General features: G+C 68.8%; 21 protein-coding genes and 2 tRNA genes. 14 read left to right on the forward strand and 9 right to left on the reverse strand.

Annotated features, from left to right (window positions below):
* Nucleotides 1–2: 2 nt before the first annotated feature.
* Complete coding sequence (locus ACXJ3V_RS01195; RefSeq protein WP_457098430.1) at nucleotides 3–254, reverse strand: hypothetical protein; 252 nt, start codon at nucleotides 252–254, stop codon at nucleotides 3–5.
* Between the two features lie 142 nt (nucleotides 255–396).
* On the opposite strand from ACXJ3V_RS01195, the gene ACXJ3V_RS01200 reads away from it, so the two are divergent.
* The 5 genes from ACXJ3V_RS01200 to ACXJ3V_RS01220 all read left to right on the forward strand — a co-directional run bounded on the left by ACXJ3V_RS01200 (nucleotide 397) and on the right by ACXJ3V_RS01220 (nucleotide 4,598).
* The gene (locus ACXJ3V_RS01200) at nucleotides 397–3,291 is read left to right on the forward strand and encodes a helix-turn-helix transcriptional regulator (RefSeq protein ID WP_457098431.1); all 2,895 of its coding nucleotides are present in this window, start codon (nucleotides 397–399) and stop codon (nucleotides 3,289–3,291) included.
* A 114-nt stretch (nucleotides 3,292–3,405) separates the two neighbouring features.
* Complete coding sequence (locus ACXJ3V_RS01205) at nucleotides 3,406–3,777, forward strand: DUF4262 domain-containing protein (protein WP_457098432.1); 372 nt, start codon at nucleotides 3,406–3,408, stop codon at nucleotides 3,775–3,777.
* The gene (locus ACXJ3V_RS01210; protein WP_457098433.1) at nucleotides 3,740–3,898 is read left to right on the forward strand and encodes a DUF4262 domain-containing protein; all 159 of its coding nucleotides are present in this window, start codon (nucleotides 3,740–3,742) and stop codon (nucleotides 3,896–3,898) included. The genes ACXJ3V_RS01205 and ACXJ3V_RS01210 overlap by 38 nt, the downstream gene beginning before the upstream one ends.
* Nucleotides 3,899–3,936: 38 nt before the next feature.
* Nucleotides 3,937–4,197 (forward strand): type II toxin-antitoxin system Phd/YefM family antitoxin, encoded by a 261-nt coding sequence (locus ACXJ3V_RS01215; RefSeq protein WP_457098434.1) that lies wholly within the window; start codon nucleotides 3,937–3,939, stop codon nucleotides 4,195–4,197.
* Complete coding sequence (locus tag ACXJ3V_RS01220) at nucleotides 4,194–4,598, forward strand: PIN domain-containing protein (RefSeq protein ID WP_457098435.1); 405 nt, start codon at nucleotides 4,194–4,196, stop codon at nucleotides 4,596–4,598. The genes ACXJ3V_RS01215 and ACXJ3V_RS01220 overlap by 4 nt, the downstream gene beginning before the upstream one ends.
* Here ACXJ3V_RS01220 and ACXJ3V_RS01225 read toward each other — a convergent pair.
* Complete coding sequence (locus ACXJ3V_RS01225; RefSeq protein ID WP_457098436.1) at nucleotides 4,595–6,301, reverse strand: long-chain-fatty-acid--CoA ligase; 1,707 nt, start codon at nucleotides 6,299–6,301, stop codon at nucleotides 4,595–4,597. The two genes, ACXJ3V_RS01220 and ACXJ3V_RS01225, sit on opposite strands and share 4 nt — an antisense overlap.
* Before the next feature lie 68 nt (nucleotides 6,302–6,369).
* Here ACXJ3V_RS01225 and gatC point away from each other — a divergent pair, with 68 nt between their 5' ends.
* The 3 genes from gatC to gatB are packed head-to-tail and all read left to right on the forward strand — an operon-like array spanning nucleotide 6,370 to nucleotide 9,748.
* Nucleotides 6,370–6,669, forward strand: coding sequence for an Asp-tRNA(Asn)/Glu-tRNA(Gln) amidotransferase subunit GatC (gatC, locus tag ACXJ3V_RS01230; RefSeq protein WP_457098437.1), 300 nt, complete (start codon nucleotides 6,370–6,372; stop codon nucleotides 6,667–6,669).
* Entirely contained in the window at nucleotides 6,666–8,216 is a 1,551-nt protein-coding gene (gene gatA / locus ACXJ3V_RS01235; protein WP_457098438.1) for an Asp-tRNA(Asn)/Glu-tRNA(Gln) amidotransferase subunit GatA, read from the forward strand. The genes gatC and gatA overlap by 4 nt, the downstream gene beginning before the upstream one ends.
* Nucleotides 8,216–9,748, forward strand: coding sequence for an Asp-tRNA(Asn)/Glu-tRNA(Gln) amidotransferase subunit GatB (gatB, locus tag ACXJ3V_RS01240; protein WP_457098439.1), 1,533 nt, complete (start codon nucleotides 8,216–8,218; stop codon nucleotides 9,746–9,748). The genes gatA and gatB overlap by 1 nt, the downstream gene beginning before the upstream one ends.
* Before the next feature lie 21 nt (nucleotides 9,749–9,769).
* Here the strand turns inward: gatB and ACXJ3V_RS01245 are convergent, their stop codons facing one another.
* Nucleotides 9,770–10,159, reverse strand: coding sequence for a RidA family protein (locus ACXJ3V_RS01245; protein WP_457098440.1), 390 nt, complete (start codon nucleotides 10,157–10,159; stop codon nucleotides 9,770–9,772).
* Between the two features lie 94 nt (nucleotides 10,160–10,253).
* Between ACXJ3V_RS01245 and dinB the strand changes: the two genes are divergently transcribed.
* Genes dinB through ACXJ3V_RS01260 form a run of 3 tightly spaced genes read left to right on the forward strand, consistent with a single transcriptional unit; the run spans nucleotide 10,254 to nucleotide 12,447 of the window.
* Nucleotides 10,254–11,513 carry a DNA polymerase IV gene (gene dinB / locus ACXJ3V_RS01250; RefSeq protein ID WP_457098441.1) on the forward strand — a complete coding sequence of 420 codons (1,260 nt, stop codon included), beginning with the start codon at nucleotides 10,254–10,256 and terminating at the stop codon, nucleotides 11,511–11,513.
* 45 nt (nucleotides 11,514–11,558) lie between these two features.
* Nucleotides 11,559–11,879, forward strand: coding sequence for a hypothetical protein (locus ACXJ3V_RS01255; RefSeq protein ID WP_457098442.1), 321 nt, complete (start codon nucleotides 11,559–11,561; stop codon nucleotides 11,877–11,879).
* Nucleotides 11,854–12,447, forward strand: a complete 594-nt coding sequence (locus tag ACXJ3V_RS01260; protein WP_457098443.1) for a hypothetical protein — start codon at nucleotides 11,854–11,856, stop codon at nucleotides 12,445–12,447. Before ACXJ3V_RS01255 ends, ACXJ3V_RS01260 begins: the two co-directional genes overlap by 26 nt.
* Before the next feature lie 2 nt (nucleotides 12,448–12,449).
* On the opposite strand, the gene ACXJ3V_RS01265 is transcribed toward ACXJ3V_RS01260, so the two are convergent.
* The 5 genes from ACXJ3V_RS01265 to orn all read right to left on the reverse strand — a co-directional run bounded on the left by ACXJ3V_RS01265 (nucleotide 12,450) and on the right by orn (nucleotide 14,377).
* The gene (locus tag ACXJ3V_RS01265) at nucleotides 12,450–12,965 is read right to left on the reverse strand and encodes a DUF2017 family protein (protein ID WP_457098444.1); all 516 of its coding nucleotides are present in this window, start codon (nucleotides 12,963–12,965) and stop codon (nucleotides 12,450–12,452) included.
* A complete protein-coding gene (gene clpS, locus ACXJ3V_RS01270) occupies nucleotides 12,962–13,252 on the reverse strand; it encodes an ATP-dependent Clp protease adapter ClpS (RefSeq protein WP_457098445.1) in 291 nt (96 codons plus the stop codon). Before clpS ends, ACXJ3V_RS01265 begins: the two co-directional genes overlap by 4 nt.
* An 8-nt stretch (nucleotides 13,253–13,260) precedes the next feature.
* The gene (locus ACXJ3V_RS01275) at nucleotides 13,261–13,608 is read right to left on the reverse strand and encodes a metallopeptidase family protein (protein WP_457098446.1); all 348 of its coding nucleotides are present in this window, start codon (nucleotides 13,606–13,608) and stop codon (nucleotides 13,261–13,263) included.
* A gap of 28 nt (nucleotides 13,609–13,636) precedes the next feature.
* Nucleotides 13,637–13,712: transfer RNA gene (locus ACXJ3V_RS01280), tRNA-His, on the reverse strand.
* A 38-nt stretch (nucleotides 13,713–13,750) separates the two neighbouring features.
* Nucleotides 13,751–14,377 carry an oligoribonuclease gene (gene orn, locus ACXJ3V_RS01285; protein ID WP_457098447.1) on the reverse strand — a complete coding sequence of 209 codons (627 nt, stop codon included), beginning with the start codon at nucleotides 14,375–14,377 and terminating at the stop codon, nucleotides 13,751–13,753.
* Nucleotides 14,378–14,443: 66 nt separating this feature from the next.
* Between orn and ACXJ3V_RS01290 the strand changes: the two genes are divergently transcribed.
* Nucleotides 14,444–14,516, forward strand: a tRNA-Arg gene (locus ACXJ3V_RS01290).
* Nucleotides 14,517–14,627: 111 nt separating this feature from the next.
* Nucleotides 14,628–14,840 (forward strand): methyltransferase, encoded by a 213-nt coding sequence (locus tag ACXJ3V_RS01295; protein WP_457098448.1) that lies wholly within the window; start codon nucleotides 14,628–14,630, stop codon nucleotides 14,838–14,840.
* Between the two features lie 21 nt (nucleotides 14,841–14,861).
* Here the strand turns inward: ACXJ3V_RS01295 and yczE are convergent, their stop codons facing one another.
* On the reverse strand, nucleotides 14,862–15,464 hold the full coding sequence (yczE, locus tag ACXJ3V_RS01300) for a membrane protein YczE (protein WP_457098449.1): 603 nt from the start codon (nucleotides 15,462–15,464) through the stop codon (nucleotides 14,862–14,864).
* Nucleotides 15,465–15,526: 62 nt separating this feature from the next.
* On the opposite strand from yczE, the gene yczR reads away from it, so the two are divergent.
* On the forward strand, nucleotides 15,527–16,951 hold the full coding sequence (gene yczR / locus ACXJ3V_RS01305) for a MocR-like transcription factor YczR (protein WP_457098450.1): 1,425 nt from the start codon (nucleotides 15,527–15,529) through the stop codon (nucleotides 16,949–16,951).

The raw sequence follows: 16,951 nt of genomic DNA on the forward strand, positions 1-16,951 counted from the left end.
CGTCACTGCGGTGTGGGAGCGTAGTGGCCGCCGCGGTGTGTGATGGTCGTTGTGCTCCGTGGCGGCACCTGGCGGGACTCGGATTCGTCGACCGACGGATCATTCGTGCACTCCGACTGGTCCGCGACGGCGACGGTGCTGCGCGGTTCCGGCGCGGCGATCGCGCTCGTCGAGGCGAAGCCGATCGTCGCACCGATCGCACTGGCCACGACGATGGCGAGGAACGATCGGCGGCTGCTCGATGTCTTGTCCATGGAATTGCCTTCCTCTGAGGGGTTCGATGCACTCACGGTCGTCCCCATCGCCGATCACCACATCGGGCGCGCACCCTCAGATCGGCGGGGCGCGACCCTCAGATCCCGTGCGGAGGCGCAGTGTCGCTGGCAGACTGACGACGTGAGCGCAACGGTCCGCTCAACTCATCAGCTCGTCGGGCGCGATGACGTCCGCCGACGTATCGCGGTCGCCCTCGCGGAGGCGGGCGGTCAGGGATCGCGAACGGTCGTGATCGTGGGAGAGGCCGGTATCGGCAAGACCTGGCTCGCACGCGACGCGGCTGAGCACGTGCCCGATGCGATCGTGTTCGCCGGCGCGTGCTTGCCGCTGGCCACGATCTCCGTCCCTTTCCTTGCGCTGCGGACGTTGTTTCGGAACCCGCAAGTCGCGTCGGCAGCACCAGTCGTGGACTTCGATGCCCCAGCCGCTCAGGTGCTGGTCGAGCTGGACCGCTGGGTCGATGCGACTGCGGTCGGGTCTCGAATCGTGCTGCTGATCGATGACCTGCAGTGGGCAGATCCGGCGACGCTCGATGTCCTCCTCTACCTGATGTCGCGGCCGGGGGATGCTCGCCTGACCATCATCGTGACGGTCCGCGACGGACGCGTCGGCGCGTCTCGGGATGTCGATCGTTGGCTCGCGAACGTGCGCCGAATGCCAGGGTGCGACATCGTGCTGCTCGGCCCGCTCGACCGGGCCGGGACGACCGATCAGCTCACGCAGCTTCTCGGAGTCCCTCCGCATCAGTCCCTCGTCGAGGACGTGTGGCGGCATGCCGGCGGATCGCCGTACCTCACCGCACTCGCTGCCGCCGGGGTCGATCCGCAGGCCCGGCGGCTGCCGACCCCGCTGCCGAGGGGCCTCGAGGCCACCGTGCGTGACGCGGTCCACGCCCTTGGTGAGGACGTCGTCGCGCTCCTGCGCGTGCTGGCCGTGTCGGGCCGGCCGTTGGCCCCAGGCGAGCTCGCCGCCGTGATCGCGGCAGGGAGCCTCTCCGTCGCGTCGGACGGCGCGGCGATGGATAGTGCTCTGGCGACGGCGAGGGCACAGGGGACGATCGTGCGGGCGCCCGACGGGAGGGACTGGTTCCGGCATCCACTCACCGCCGAAGTTCTCGAAGGTGGCCTCTCGCTCGAGGACCGACGCTCGTGGCACGCTGCATTCGTCCGGGTCGGTGGGTCACTCCCCGCGGAAGGACTGACTTTCGAAGAGGTTGCACGACTCGCCGACCACTCCGCCGAATCGGGCGTCGACAGAGACGCCTTCGAGTGGGCGCGCACGGCATGCCGCCGTGCGATGACCGCGGGGGCCTATGAGCAGGCGCTCCGCTTCGCGATGCGCGCCTGGAACCTGCGACCCGACCTCGACGACTCGCCCGAGACGGAGCGCGAGCTTCTCGCGCTCCGGCGAACCGCCGCGTTCCACGCCGGCGCGGTCGACGCCGAGTTGGAGGTCATCGACCGACTGCTCGAAGATGTCGGTGCCGACGACGACCTTGCCCGCGCCGAACTGGTCCTCCGAGGCATCCTGCTGCGCGCCGCCGGGCAGCACGGCGACCCCACGGCGGAGGAGCTCGCGCGGGCGATGGCGATGACGGCAGGGCACCCGGCGAGCTGGCAGCGCGCGCAGGCTCTCGCCTTCGTGGTGTTCTGGACTGCAGAGGAGCGCCCGGGTGTGTCGACGGTCGAGATCGTCGATCTCGCGCGCCGAACTGGCAGCGACCTCGCGCTGACGTGGGCGCTCGTCGGGGGTCTCCTGCTCGCGATTCGCGCCGGCGACCTCGATACTGCGCGGCGGATGGGTGACGAGGCCGTCATAGCCGCCATCCGTGCTGGCGACGGGCTCGCGCACAACACCGCGGCCGACGCGGTCGCCAGGGCGACGCATGGTGCGGGGACGCAGGGCTTCGCGGAGGAGATGCGATCGCGCCGACGAGCTGCCGCGGGGCGGCTGCCACATGGATCTTGGCTCGCGATGCTCGAAGCAGAGGCATGGTTCGATGTCGGGCGATGGGACGACTGCGCTGCCGCCCTGCGATTCATCATCGGAGAGTTACCCAAACGCCCCGTGGATGTCGCGGGCCGCGTGGTCGCCGGACGACTCGCCGTGCGCCAGGGTCGGTTCTCCGATGCCGCGGGACACTTCGCCCGTGTCGAGGAGCTGGTTCAGGAGGGCGGGCTGACGTCTCCTGTCGAAATGAAGCTGGGGCGCGCCGAGCTGCGACTCGAGGCCGGCGACCCAGTAGGCGCGGCGGTGCTCCTGGCAACCCTGGCCCCCACCGCATTCCCCGAAGGGCGTGGCGGTCACGAGCAGCTCCGGCGGCTCGTCGCACGAGCACTTGCTGACGCGGCCGAGGCGGGTGGCTCTCTTTCCTCGGCAGCACGCGTGGAAGATCTGATCGGTCGATTCCTGCGCGGTCCGCGCACAGCGGCGCACGACCGGTGGGAGTGCGAGGTCCCACCCACGCTGGTGGCGGCCGACCAGGCCCTCCTGATGGCGGAGGCGGCACGAGCGGGTCACCAAGAAGCTGCCGAACACCTGTGGCTCGAAGCGATCGATCTGTGCGCCGCGGCGGACTGGCCGTGGGAGACGGCGTACGCGTGCCGTCGTGCCGCCGAGTCGGTGCTCCTCTCCGATCGCGCCGACCGCGCCGCGGCGGCGCCCTTGATCCGTCGAGGGCTCGATGTCGCAGACCACCTCGGCGCGGCCCCGCTCGCACGCGCCCTGCGGGATCTCGCCCGGTACGCACGGATTCCGGTTCCTGATGGGGACGTGGACCCCACGCCCGAACCGACGCCCGACATCCCCGGCATCGCCGGACTGACCCCGCGCGAGTCCGAGATCGTCGGGCTGCTGGTGGCCGGCAGGACCTATCGCGAGATCGCGTCGGAGCTGTTCCTGAGCGAGAAGACGGTGAGCTCGCACATCTCCAACATCCTGCGCAAGACCGGAGCGTCGAATCGGATTGACCTCGCCCGGCGCGCCAGCGGGATCAGCCACCGCAGTTCAGTCTGAGCTCGACTGCAGCGGGAGTGCGACGCATGAGCGCCTCCAGGCAGTGGCATGGGCCAAACCGAGTGTCGTAGGTATGTTCTACTCTTTGGGGTCTACCGCCACGAAGGGGGCACCATGCCGCGACACATCGATATGCGCACTCGCGCCTGGCTCGACCAGGAGGATCGCCGCACCGTAGAGATCATCCGTCAGCACCGGGTTTTCATCCAGAGCGTCTTGGGAGGTCCGGCCGCTCGGCCACCGTTCGCCTACACGGTCGGGCTGTTCGGCGTGGGCCACCCCGAGATGCTTCTCGTCGGGCTGTGCCACCACGAGTCCGGGCCGATCCTCAACGCGATCGCCGATCGAGTCATGAGCGGGTACGACTTCAGTCCTAACGAGCCGGTGACCCTGGACGGATTGGGAACACCACTTCGTGGTGGAGGCGATCCCGAACCCCGCAGAGATCGTGTTCGCGGCGAATCGGTTCTACCAGCGACCAGATGAGGCGTCGGTGCCCGCCCTGCAGTTGACATATCCCGACAAGGAGGGGCGCTTCCCGTGGGATGCGGGGTGCTCCCTCCCGGCATGGCGGCAGCCGCGCCCCGGCGAGTTCCGGGCCGATTGAATGTGCTACGCAGACCTATGCAGCGCTACACTGCCGATATGGCAGAGATTCCGGTGCGGGAACTGCGAAACGATACGGCAGCCGTGATCCGACGTGTCGAGGCAGGTGAGGACGTCACGATCACGGTCCACGGGCACCCGGTCGCTCGCCTCATCCCTGTCGACTCGAGGCGACGGCGCCCGGTTCCATGGCGAGAGTTCGTCACTCGTATGCAGAAGAACCAAGCTGATCCGGGCCTGCGCGAAGAGCTGCGGGAACTGGCGGGCGAGATGACCGATGAGGCGGGCATCGACTGGTGAGCGGATCGAAGGTCGGAGTGGCGGACACATCGGTTTTGGTCGCGCAGGAGGTGGGTCGCCGGCTCGATGAGTCAGCCGACATCGACCGTATCGTGACCACGGTCGTCACCCTCGCCGAGCTGGAACTCGGCGTGCTGGCGGCAGTCGATGTCGAGACACGCGCGCGCCGCCTCGCCACGCTCGACCGCATCGCCGACATCGAGGTTCTCGAGGCGACCTCCGAGGCCGCCCATGAATGGGCGCGACTCCGACTCTTCCTGCGTGAGCACGACAGACGGATGGAGGTGAACGATCTCTGGATCGCGGCGATCGCCGCCGCGAACAACCTGCCCGTTGTCACGCAGGATTCCGACTTCGATGCGCTCGATGGCGCACCGGGGGTTGCCGTGATGCGCGTCTAGGTCCCGGAGTTGAGGCGCAGCAGCGACTCGCGCACCTGGCGGCGCAGCACCTTGCCGATGAGCGACTTCGGCAGCTCGTCGACGACGAAGATGCGCCGCGGCACCTTGTACGGGGTGAGGATGCCGCGGGAGAACTCGCGGATCGCCTCGACATCCAGCTCGCCCGCGCCGGGCGACAGGACGATCGCCGCGACGACCTCTTCACCGGACTTTGCGTTGGGGAGCCCGACGACAGCCGCATCCTCGACGTCCGGGTGCTGGCGCAGCGCGTTCTCGACCTCGGTGGGGGCGACGTTGAAGCCGCCGGTGATGATGAGCTCCTTGATGCGATCGACGATGCGCACGAAGCCCGCCTCGTCGATCGTGACGATGTCGCCGGTGCGGAACCAGTCGTCGACGAAGACCTCAGCGGTCTCCTCGGGCTTGCCGTAGTAGCCCTTGAACACCTGGGGTCCGCGCACCAGCAGCTCACCCCGCTCGCCCGGCGCGACATCCGTCGTCGGATCGTCGGGATCGACGACCCGGCACTCCGTGGCGGGCAGCGGGAGACCGACCGTGCCTGGCACGCGACTGGTGGCGACCGGGTTCGCCATGAGCACCGGCGAGCACTCGCTCAGTCCGTACCCTTCGACGAGGAACCCGCCGGAATTGGCCTCGAACGGGACGACCAGTTCGTGCGGCAGAGCCATCGCGCCGGAGATGGCGACTTCGGTCCCCGCGAGCGAGATTCCCTTCTCGTTGGCCGCGCGCAGGAGTCGGTCGGCGATCGGGGGGACGAGGGGAAGGAACGTCGCGGGGTGCTTCTTGGTGACTGCGAGCACGAGGTCGGGGTCGAACTTCGGGAACAGCACGAGCCGGGCGCCCATCGACATCGCGAAGGTCAGGCACAGCGTGAGTCCATAGGCATGGAACATCGGCAGGACGGCGTAGACGACGCAGCCTTCGCCGCGGCGGATGGAGGGCACCCACGCGCGAGCCTGCTCGACGTTCGAGAGCAGGTTGCGATGCGTGAGTGCTGCACCCTTCGGCGTGCCCGTGGTGCCGCTCGTGTACTGGATGATCGCGAGATCGTCGGTGCCCGGCTTGGGGTGGGTGGCCGGAAGCGGCGTCGATCCGGTCATCTCCTCCCAGGAGATCGCACCGCTGACATGCGTGGTGAGAGCCTCCCGAGACTCCCGCGCCTTGGCGATCGGCAGCCGCAAGGCGAGCCGCGTCAGGAGGGGCATGGCCTTGGTGACGTCGACGGAGATGAGGCTCGAGACCTGCAGATCGGTCGGGAATTCCTGCACGGTCGCGACGACCTTGCTCCACACGATGGCGTGCTTGGCGCCGTGGTCTTCGAACTGCTTGCGCAATTCACGCGGGGTGTAGAGCGGGTTGTGCTCGACGACGACAGCCCCGAGCCGCAGGATCGCGTAGAAGGCGATGATGTGCTGCGGACAGTTCGGGAGGACGATCGCGACCGGGTCGCCGGGACCGACCCCACGCGCCTTGAGGCCGGCGGCGACGCGGTCGATCGCCTCCTGCATCGCGCGGTAACTGGTCTCACGGCCGAAGAACTGCAGTGCGGGCGCGTCCGGGTAGTCGCGCACGGATGCGGCGACCACGTCGAGGAGCGATCCCGTCACCGGTTCGAGGTCGGCCGGGACGCCTTCGGCATAGCTGGCAATCCAAGGGCGAGGAGGCTCATATGTCGTCGTCACGGCCACAGCCTAGCCTCGCGGGTGGCGGCCCCACAGGGCGCCCAGCGGTGACCGCCTAGACTTGTCTGGTGTCTGAAATCACCCCTGATCTCGTGCGCCATCTCGGTGTGCTCGCCCGGATCCAGCTGGACGACGAGGAGGTCGAGCGCCTCACGGGGCAGCTCGACGTAATCGTCGACAACATCGCGAAGGTCTCCCAGGTGGCGACCCCCGATGTGCCGGCGACGAGCCACCCGATCGCCCTGCAGAACATCTTCCGCCCCGATGAGGTGGGCGAAATGCTCACCCTCGCGCAGACGCTGCAGAATGCGCCGGATGCCGCGGATGGCCGTTTCCGCGTGACCGCGATCCTGGGGGAGGAGCAGTGAGCGATCTGATCAGGCTCACCGCCGCGGACCTCGCGGCGAAGCTCAGTTCTGGCGAGGTCTCGAGTGTCGAGGCCACGCAGGCGCACCTTGACCGGATCGCAGCCGTGGACGGCGACATCCATGCGTTCCTGCACGTGAGCGACCACGCGCTCGACGTCGCAGCAGACATCGACCGCCGGCGCGCCGCGGGCGAGGACGTCGGGCCGCTGGCCGGCGTGCCGCTCGCGATCAAGGACGTGCTGGTCACGACCGACATGCCCTCGACGAGCGGTTCGAGGATCCTCGAGGGCTACCTTTCGCCGTTCGATGCGACCGTCGTCGCGCGCGCTCGTGCCGCGGGGCTCGTGCCGCTCGGCAAGACCAACATGGACGAGTTCGCGATGGGCTCGTCGACCGAGCACTCCGCATACGGTCCGACGCACAACCCCTGGGATCTCGATCGGATTCCCGGTGGCTCCGGCGGTGGTTCCGCCGCGGCTGTGGCGGCCTTCGAAGCTCCCCTCGCCTTGGGCTCGGATACCGGTGGCTCGATCCGCCAGCCGGCCCACGTCACCGGCACCGTCGGCATCAAGCCGACCTATGGCGGCGTGAGCCGCTACGGTGCGATCGCACTCGCGTCGAGCCTCGATCAGGTCGGGCCGGTCACACGCACGGTGCTCGACGCCGGGCTCCTCCACGACGTCATCGGCGGCCACGACCCGCACGACTCGACCTCGCTCACCGACGTGTGGCCCTCGTTCGCCGAGGCCGCCCGCGAAGGAGCGCGCGGCGATGTGCTGCGCGGCCTGAAGGTCGGCGTCATCCGCGAACTGCCCGACAGCGGCTTCCAGTCAGGCGTCTCCGCGTCGTTCCGGGCCGCGCTCGCCACGATGGAGGCGCAGGGCGCCGAGATCGTCGAGATCAGTGCTCCGCACTTCGAATACGGAGTCGCTGCGTACTACCTGATCCTCCCCGCCGAGGCATCCAGCAATCTGGCCAAGTTCGATTCGGTGCGCTTCGGCATGCGGGTCACGCCGCACGCCAACGCGACGGTCGAAGAGGTCATGGCGGCGACCCGCGACGCCGGGTTCGGCGACGAGGTCAAGCGCCGCATCATCCTCGGCACCTACGCACTGTCGGCCGGCTACTACGACGCCTACTACGGCTCCGCGCAGAAGGTCCGCACGCTCATCCAGCGGGACTTCGATGAAGCCTTCGCGCAGGTCGACGTGATCGCGACGCCGTCCGCGCCCACCACCGCGTTCAAACTCGGCGAGAAGATCGACGACCCGCTGCAGATGTACCTCAACGACGTCACCACGATTCCAGCCAACCTCGCCGGCGTCCCCGGGATCTCCATTCCGTCCGGGCTCGCCGAGGAGGACGGCCTGCCGGTCGGCATCCAGTTCCTCGCGCCCGCTCGTCAGGACGCCCGCCTGTACCGTGTCGGGGCGGCCCTCGAGGCGCTGCTCGTCGAAAAGTGGGGCGGGCCGCTGCTGGATCGGGCGCCCGTGCTTCGACAGGCTCAGCAAACGGTCGAGGCGCACGCGACAGAAGGGGGACGCTGATGGCCAAGGCCGCACTCATGGACTTCGACGAGGCGCTCTCGCGCTTCGAGCCCGTGCTCGGGTTCGAGGTGCACGTCGAGTTGAACACCGAGACCAAGATGTTCTCCGCCGCTGCGAACCCGGCGAACTCCCGCAACCACGGCGCGCAGCCCAACACGCTCGTCGCCCCGGTCGACCTCGGTCTGCCGGGCTCACTGCCCGTGGTCAACGAGGAGGCCGTGCGCTACTCGATCAGCCTGGGCCTCGCGCTCGGCTGCTCGATCGCGCCCTCCAGCCGGTTCGCCCGGAAGAACTACTTCTACCCGGACCTCGGCAAGAACTATCAGATCTCGCAGTACGACGAGCCCATCGCCTTCGAGGGATCCGTCGACGTGGAACTCGCCGACGGCAGCACCGTCACGGTTCCGATCGAGCGGGCGCACATGGAGGAGGATGCCGGCAAACTCACGCACGTCGGAGGCTCGACCGGCCGCATCCAGGGTGCCGAATACTCGCTCGTCGACTACAACCGCGCGGGCGTGCCGCTCGTCGAGATCGTCACCAAGGTGATCTACGGTGCGGAGCACCGCGCGCCCGAGATCGCCAAGGCGTACGTCCAGACGATCCGCGACATCGTGATCGGCCTCGGCATCTCCGACGCCCGCCTGGAGCGCGGCAACCTGCGCTGCGACGCGAACGTGTCGCTGCGTCCGCGCACCGCCGAGGGTGAGCCGGCTGCACCGCTCGGCACTCGCACCGAGACGAAGAACGTCAACTCGATGCGCTCCGTCGAGCGTGCCGTCCGCTACGAGATCCAGCGTCAGGCGGCGATTCTCGCCGCCGGCGGCACGATCACCCAGGAGACGCGGCACTGGCATGAAGACACCGGCACGACCTCACCGGGGCGTCCGAAGTCGGATGCCGACGACTACCGCTACTTCCCCGAGCCCGACCTGCTCCCGGTCGCGCCTTCGCTCGAGCTGATCGAAGAGCTGCGCGCCGCGCTCCCCGAGCCGCCGGCGGTGCGGCGACGTCGGCTGAAGACGGACTGGGGCTTCACCGACCTCGACTTCCAGGGTGTGGTCAACAGCGGGCTGCTTGTGGAGGTCGAGGCCACCGTGGCCGCGGGCGCCACGCCTGCCGCCGCGCGCAAGTGGTGGACGGGCGAGATCACCCGCATTGCGAACGCGACCGACCGCGAGCCGGCCGAGCTCATATCGGTGGCTGACATCGTCGCGCTGCAGTCGCTCGTCGATTCGGGCGCGCTCAACGACAAGCTGGCCCGTCAGGTGCTCGAGGGCGTCATCGCAGGGGAGGGGACCCCGCAGGAGGTCGTCGACGCTCGCGGTCTCGCTGTGGTCTCGGACGATGGCGCGCTCATCGCGGCCATCGACCAGGCGCTCATCTCTCAGCCTGACGTGCTCGAGAAGATCCGCGACGGCAAGGTTCAGGCCGCCGGAGCGGTCATCGGCGCTGTGATGAAGGCGATGAAGGGCCAGGCGGATGCCGCGCGCGTGCGCGAACTGGTCCTCGAGCGCGCCGCGACGCTGTGATCCGCACCGGAACGGCCTGAATCAGGTCGTGAACGCCATGGCACTGATCTCGACCAGGGCACCGTCCGGGCCGAGATCAGCGACCTGAAGCACGGTGACGGCTGCGGGATGCGGTCCCCATACCTCGCCGACCACGGGAAATGCCTCCGCGATGTCGGCCGGAGCGACGAGGTTGACGTTCATCGTCACCACGTCGGCCGGCGTCGCGCCGGCCGCCTCGAGGACGGCGATGAGGTTCAGCAGCGCCTGACGGGTCTGGGTCGGGAGGTCGTCTGCGACGATCGCGCCTTCGCCGTCGACGCCGTTCTGCCCGCCGACGAAGACGAATCGACCTGGTCCTTCGACGATGACCCCCTGGCTGAATGCCGGGTTCTTGTGAAGTGAGTCCGGGTTCACGTGAGTGACGGTCATGCCTGCTCTCCTTCGATCGGTGTGCGACCAGGCTCCCACCGGCCACCGACACAGGGAAGCGGTGCATGTCACCGGGGAGGGGCAGAATCGAACCATGGGACGCGGCGATGGATCAGGCCGGATCGTCTCGCTGGAGGGCGCCGACGACACCGGAGCCGGCATCCTGCACGTGGACATGGACGCGTTCTATGCCTCCGTCGAGGTGCTCGATTACCCGTCGCTCCGCGGCAAGCCCATCATCATCGGGGCGCCCGAGAGCCGCTCCGTGGTGTCGAGCGCCTCGTATGAGGCGCGTCGCTTCGGGGTGCGGTCCGCGATGCCGGTCAGTCAGGCGCTGCGCCTGTGCCCGACGGCGATCGTGGTGCTCCCGCACTTCGACCGCTACCTCGAGATGTCCGCCCAGGTCATGAAGATCTTCCGCGACGTGACGCCCCTCGTCGAGCCGCTGTCGATCGACGAGGCGTTCCTCGACGTGCGCGGCGCCCGACGATTGTGGGGGAGTCCGGGCGAGATCGCCCTGACGCTGCGGCGCCGCGTGAAGGACGACACCGGACTCACCTGCAGCATCGGCGTCGCGGCCACCAAGCACGTCGCGAAGATCGCCTCCACCGTCAGCAAGCCCGACGGTCTGCTGATCGTGGCCGAAGCCGACACCGAGGCGTTCCTGCGTCCGCTGTCGGTCCGCGCGCTGTGGGGGATCGGACCGAAGGCCGCCGAGGCGCTGGACGGTCGCGGCATCCACACCGTCGCCGATGTGCTCGACACCCCGCGTCCGGTGCTCGAACGTGCGCTCGGCCCGGCGATGGGCGCCCGGATCTGGCATCTCGCGCGCGGCGAGGACCCGCGCCGGGTCGACACCCATCACGTCGACAAGAGTGTCGGCCACGAGGAGACGTTCCATGAGGACATCTCCGATGACGCCGTCCTGCGCTCGGAACTGCGCCGACTCGCCGACAAGGTGGGCGCACGCCTGCGCGCACAGGGGTGGGAAGCCGGCACGATCGCGATCAAGGTGCGCTTCGCGGACTGGACCACGATCTCACGCTCGCAGACGCTGCCGGAGCCGACGGCCGTCGGCCAGCGGATCGGGGATGCCGCGCACGAGCTGTTCGCGTCGATCGAGCTGGCGCTGCCGGTGCGCCTCATCGGCATCCGCGCCGAGAAGCTGCGTCCGGGCGGCTCGGCCGCGCTCACCCTGTGGGACGACGACGAGGACTGGCGTCGCATCGAAGGCGCGCTCGACGGCGCAGCGGCCCGATTCGGGCGCGGCGCGGTCACCCGCGCGACCCTCCTCGGCAAGGGTCGAGGCGGAGGCACGCTGCCCTCCAACCCGCGACCGCCCGCGGGAGAGTGACACGCGCCTCTGGGCAGGTGCGGGCTCGCCCGGTAGCGTGGTGGCATGCCCAACATCGCACTCGAGCTCGGCAAGCAGTCCGCGTCCTTCGGCGTCAGCAGCGCCTATGGCGAGGCGAGAGAACTAGACGGCGTCACGCTCATCCCCGTCGCCCTGACCTGGTCGGGGTTCGGCGGCGGCTCCGACGAAGTCGGGAACGGCGGGGGCGGTGGCGGCGGCTGGTCTGTTCCCCTCGGCGGATACGTGCGCAAGGGAGACGACCTGCGGTTCGAGCCGAACATCGTGTCGCTCGTCGCCGTCGCGATCCCGTTCGTGTGGGTCGTGGGTCGCACCCTCAGCCGTGTCATCCGCGCACTCAAGAGGTAATCCCGACCCGCTCGCCGCCGCATTGGATGCGGCGGCGACGCGCATCCTCGACGCGGTGCGCGGGCTGGGCGCTTCCAATCCGGTGGTGCTCATCGACGGCCGCAGCGGCGCGGGCAAGACGACGCTCGCGCGCGAGCTCGTCGCACGCTGGCCCATGCACGGCCGTGTGCAGCTCGTCGCACTCGACCAGGTCTACCCCGGCTGGGACGGGCTGCAGGACGGCGTGGAGGCCGCACGGGAGCTCATCCTGACGCCCCATGGCCGTGGCATCCTCGGGGTCTGGCAGCGGTGGGACTGGGAAGGCTCCGCTTATGCCGAAGCGCACGCGGTCGACCCGTCGCTGCCTCTGATCGTCGAAGGGTCCGGTCTGCTCACTCCGACGACGGCGCGACTGGGGGACGTCCGAGTCTGGCTCGAAGCTCCGGCGGACGCGCGCAAGCGGCGCGCGCTCGCGCGCGACGGCGAGACGTATCGACCGCACTGGAACCAGTGGGCCGAGCAGGAGGAGCGCCACCTCTCACGTGACGATCCCCAGCGTCACGCGACGCACGTGTTCGCGATCCCCTGAAGTCAGAACATCTCGTCGGCTGCGCGCACAAGACCGTCGAGGCGGAATCCGAGCCAGTCATAGATCCCGAAGCGCGGATCGTCGCCATCGTGATCCTCCTCGGTCGTGATGCCGAGACGGGAGGCGAGGACGAGACGCAGAGCGGCCAGCGTGCGCAGCCACGCCTGCAGGTCTTCGGGATCCAGCCGGAGCTGCATCACTTCGAGCAGCGTTGCGTCGGAGGGGTCGGTGATGGACCCTTCCGCCGGAAGGCCCGGGGTCTCGTGCAGACTCGCGAGCACCCGAGCGGCATCCGACTCTCGCCGGTCGAGCAGGTCGCGCTGCGTCAGCCCGCGGAACTCCTGTGCAGCTTCCCGATCGTCCGTGTAGCCGTCGGGGACGAGCCTCGCGATCGCGGGATCGTCGGGCGCGCCGTCGTCGGCACCCTGAATGAGCTCTTCGAACTGCGTGACCAGGCCGGCCAGGTGGGCGGCTTCCATCCGGGTCAGTTCGAGGACGGTCGTGCGCTCGCCGGTCATTCAGGCGCCTTTCGAACGGTGGCCCACAGGCCGTAGTCGTGCATCGCGTGCACGTGGAGTTCCATCTGCTCGCGCGGGCCCTCCGCGACGACGGCGTGGCCTGCGTTGTGCACGGCCAGCATGAGGCGCTCGGCCTCGGGGCGGGAGTAACCGAAGTACTCGCGGAAGACGTGCACCACGTAGCTCATGAGGTTCACGGGGTCGTTCCACACCACCGCCTGCCATGGGCGGGCGGCGGCGGGCTGCGAGTCGACGTGCACCCGCTCGGACGTCTCCGATTCGAGCATTGCGGAAATCATGCCCAGCCCAACTCGTGGAGGCGATCATCATCGATCCCGTAGAAGTGGGCGATCTCGTGGACGAGGGTCGTGTGGATCTCGTCGCGCAGCTCGTCCTCCGAGTCGCACTCGGCAAGGTGCGGTTCCCGGAAGATGATGATGCGATCGGGGAGCTCGCCGATGCCGTAGCGCTCCCGCTCGGTGAGCGCCCAGCCGTCATACAGCCCGAGGAGGTCGAGGCTGCCGTCTTCCGGCCGATCCTCGACTACGAAGACGATGTTGTCGAGACCGTCCACCATGTCATCCGGCAGCTGATCGAGTTCGTCGATGACGAGCTGCTCGAACGCCGCGGCATCCATGATCATCGTTCGCCTGCCGGTTCAACGGTGAAATTGGGGTGAGTAACGGGGCTCGAACCCGCGACATCGGCCACCACAAGGCCGCGCTCTACCAACTGAGCTATACCCACCATGTCTTCCCACCTGCGCGGGCGACCAAACGATTCTCTCACACCCGCGCGGCGAACGCGGACACCACGGATGCCGCGGCCGCACGGGCGCCGTCGCTCGTCGGGCCCGGCTGCGGCACGAAGACCGCCTGGCGGTAGTACGCGAGCTCGCGGATCGATTCACGGATGTCGGCGAGCGCGCGGTGGCCACCGTCCTTGCCAGGGGCGTGGATGTAGGCGCGGGGATACCACCGGCGCGAGAGCTCTTTGATGCTCGAGACATCGATGTTGCGGTAGTGCAGCCAGCGATCCACCCGCGGCATGTACTTCGCGAGGAACATGCGATCGGTGCCGATCGTGTTGCCCGCGAGGGGGGCCTTGCCCTGCAGGGGAACGAATCGCTGGATGTACTCCAGCACCTGGAATTCGGCGTCGGCGGTGCTGACGCCATCGGGGATCTCATCGAGGAGTCCTGAGCTGGCGTGCATGTCCCGGACGAACTCGCTCATATGGGTGAGCGCGGAGTCGTCGGGACGGATGACGATCTGGAAACCGGCATCCACGGCGTTGAGCTCGAAGTCTGTGATGACGACGGCGATCTCGACGAGTTCGTCGACTTCGAGATCGAGTCCCGTCATCTCGCAGTCGATCCAGACGAGACGATCGTTCTCGGAAGCGCCCACCATGGTACCCATCCTAATGATGCGCTCCGACAGGGGCGGCGCGGGGCATCGTCTACCCTGGAGATGTCAGCCCCCGTAGCTCAGTGGATAGAGCAGCGGCCTTCTAATCCGCTGGTCGCAGGTTCGAATCCTGCCGGGGGCACAGTGCAGGGATTCTCGGTCGGTTCCTCCCGGAATCCTGAGACCTTCGCGCGGCGCATGGCGGTCTCGGGTTGCGAGGCATACCGTCGAGTCATCCGAAGGGAGTTCGACGATGAGCACGACCGAGTCGCACCATTCGCTCTGGGTCGCCTATGGCGAATCCGGAGTCGTCGGCAGCATTCGCAAGGAAGACGACGGGTACCGGGTGACGATGGCCGGGGCATCCGAGCCGTCGGGAACCTACCCCACCATGGAGATCGCGAAGAGCGCGCTGCACAGCCATCTGACGCCGGGAAGCGACTGGCCGCAGTTCCGCGAGCACTGACCTCGACCTGAGGTCGGACGATCATGTCCGCGCGGGCACCCGCTGCGGTGCGCGTTGCGTGTCCAGGAGCGGAAGTGCGACGTGGACCAGCGGCCCGATCGCGGCCGCGAAGAGCACGGTGCCGATCCCGACGTTTCCGCCGAGCAGCCAGCCCGCGATGAGAACCGTCACCTCGACGAGCCCTCGGCACGCCCAGATCGGCCAGCCGAGGCGGGCGTGCATGCCGGTCATCAGCCCGTCGCGCGGACCGGGTCCGAAGCGCGCGCCGATGTAGAGGCCGGATGCCAGCGCCACGAGCAGGATTCCGCCGACCAGCGTCGCGATCTGAGCGGGCAGACCGTGGACCGGGGGGATGACCCAGAGGGCCACCTGCATGCTGGTTCCCACCAGCAGGATGTTCGCGATCGTCCCGACGCCCGGCTTCTGGCGCAGGGGGATCCACAGCAGCAGCACGAGGAACCCGATGATGTTGGTCACCCAGCCGATGCCGATTCCGGTGTGCAGCGAAACGCCCTGGGCGAAGACCGTCCAGGGATCCACGCCGAGCCCTGCCTCGATGGTCAGGGCGCAGCCCGTCCCGTAGAGGGCGAGCCCGATCAGCAGTTGGAGTACTCGGCGCGTCATAGCCACCATCCAATCGCACTATTGGCATGGGCATAGCAGGCCAATTCGACTAATGTGGCCGCATGGATTCCCGCATCTCCGCTCGTGCGCTCGCGGTCGCTCTCGGCGGGTGGCGCACGCGCGAGCCCGCCTATGAGGCGCTGGCCGACGGCATCCGTCTCCTCTGTCTCGACAATCGGCTTGCTCCGCGCACGGTGCTCCCTGCGGAGCGTGAGCTGGCGGCAGCTCTGCGTCTCAGCCGCAGCACGGTGACCGCGGCATACCGCAGCCTGCGCGACACCGGACATATCGCGAGCCTGCGCGGATCGGGCAGTGTCACCCTCGCGCTTCAGCGGCGGGACCCGGGCAGCCACGCCGGCGGCGAGGGAGCGATCGATCTGCAGCAGGCGAGCCCCCCAGCATGGCCTGGTTTGGCCGGTGTCATGGCGGAGGTGGCGCTCGATGCGGCATCGCTCGTCGCCCGCTCCGGCTACGACGTGCTCGGGAGCCTCGAGCTGCGCTCGGCGATCGCCGCCCACTACGAGAGCCGGGGGCTTCCGACCGACCCCGGTGATGTCATGGTGACCACGGGGGCGCAGTCCGCCATCCATCTGCTGGCGTCCGTCGTGCTCGGCCGGGGTGATCGCCTGGTCATGGAGACACCGACCTACCCGCACGCGGCCGACACCTTCCGCCGCGCGGGGGCTCGGCTGGTCGGGGTGCCGGTGACGACCGGGCACGGCTGGGACCTCGATCGTGCGGGGCAGGCTTTCGCCCGCACGCTTCCCGCTGCGGCATACCTGATGCCCGACTTCCAAAACCCCACGGGCCGTTCCATGACGGCCACGGAGCGAGCGGCGTTCCTGCATGCGGCCGAGCGAGCCGGAACGGTACTGATCTTGGACGAGACGACGGGCGACCTCGACATCGACCGCGGGCCGGTCGAACGGGGATTCAGCGACGGCGATCCGGCGCTCGTCGTGCGGATCGGCTCCTTGGGCAAGACAGTCTGGGGCGGACTGCGGGTCGGCTGGATCCGCGGGCAGAGCGAACTCATCCGCCGGCTCGTGGCAGCGCGTTCGGCGCACGACCTCGGCACCCCCGAGTTCGAACAGGCCGTTGCCGCCAGGGTGCTGCCTCGATTCACCGAGATCGCGGCGCAGCGTTCCCACCTGCTGCGCGCCGGTCGCGACGCAGCGGCGGCAGCACTGGCGCGCCGTCTGCCGGAGTGGAGCGTTCCGGACACCGGCGGGGGAGTGTCGCTGTGGATCGAGCTCGACGCACCGCTGAGTCCCGCCCTGGTCATGGACGTCCGCCCCCGTGGGCTGCTGCTGTCGGCGGGCCCGCGATTCGCGGTCGACGGCGGGCACGATCGCCATCTGCGGCTGCCATTCACCGCGTCCCCCGAGGACCTCGAGAAAGCGGTCGACATCCTCGCCAACGCGTGGCCCCACGTTCGAGCGGGTGCGCCGGTCGTGGCCAGCCATCACCTGGAATCCGTGGTCTGA

The organism is Microbacterium sp. P5_E9 (assembly GCF_054049175.1).

What these genes read in the sequence shown, in the direction of transcription:
- yczE (WP_457098449.1), bottom strand. Translation starts at nt 15,464, where the DNA reads ATGACGCGCCGAGTACTCCAACTGCTGATCGGGCTCGCCCTCTACGGG.
- clpS (WP_457098445.1), bottom strand. Translation starts at nt 13,252, where the DNA reads ATGCTCGAATCGGAGACGTCCGAGCGGGTGCACGTCGACTCGCAGCCC.
- orn (WP_457098447.1), bottom strand. Translation starts at nt 14,377, where the DNA reads ATGGTGGGCGCTTCCGAGAACGATCGTCTCGTCTGGATCGACTGCGAG.
- ACXJ3V_RS01245 (WP_457098440.1), bottom strand. Translation starts at nt 10,159, where the DNA reads ATGACCGTCACTCACGTGAACCCGGACTCACTTCACAAGAACCCGGCA.
- gatB (WP_457098439.1), top strand. Translation starts at nt 8,216, where the DNA reads ATGGCCAAGGCCGCACTCATGGACTTCGACGAGGCGCTCTCGCGCTTC.
- yczR (WP_457098450.1), top strand. Translation starts at nt 15,527, where the DNA reads ATGGATTCCCGCATCTCCGCTCGTGCGCTCGCGGTCGCTCTCGGCGGG.
- ACXJ3V_RS01295 (WP_457098448.1), top strand. Translation starts at nt 14,628, where the DNA reads ATGAGCACGACCGAGTCGCACCATTCGCTCTGGGTCGCCTATGGCGAA.
- ACXJ3V_RS01195 (WP_457098430.1), bottom strand. Translation starts at nt 254, where the DNA reads ATGGACAAGACATCGAGCAGCCGCCGATCGTTCCTCGCCATCGTCGTG.
- ACXJ3V_RS01275 (WP_457098446.1), bottom strand. Translation starts at nt 13,608, where the DNA reads ATGATCATGGATGCCGCGGCGTTCGAGCAGCTCGTCATCGACGAACTC.
- ACXJ3V_RS01255 (WP_457098442.1), top strand. Translation starts at nt 11,559, where the DNA reads ATGCCCAACATCGCACTCGAGCTCGGCAAGCAGTCCGCGTCCTTCGGC.
- dinB (WP_457098441.1), top strand. Translation starts at nt 10,254, where the DNA reads ATGGGACGCGGCGATGGATCAGGCCGGATCGTCTCGCTGGAGGGCGCC.
- ACXJ3V_RS01205 (WP_457098432.1), top strand. Translation starts at nt 3,406, where the DNA reads ATGCCGCGACACATCGATATGCGCACTCGCGCCTGGCTCGACCAGGAG.
- ACXJ3V_RS01215 (WP_457098434.1), top strand. Translation starts at nt 3,937, where the DNA reads ATGGCAGAGATTCCGGTGCGGGAACTGCGAAACGATACGGCAGCCGTG.
- ACXJ3V_RS01265 (WP_457098444.1), bottom strand. Translation starts at nt 12,965, where the DNA reads ATGACCGGCGAGCGCACGACCGTCCTCGAACTGACCCGGATGGAAGCC.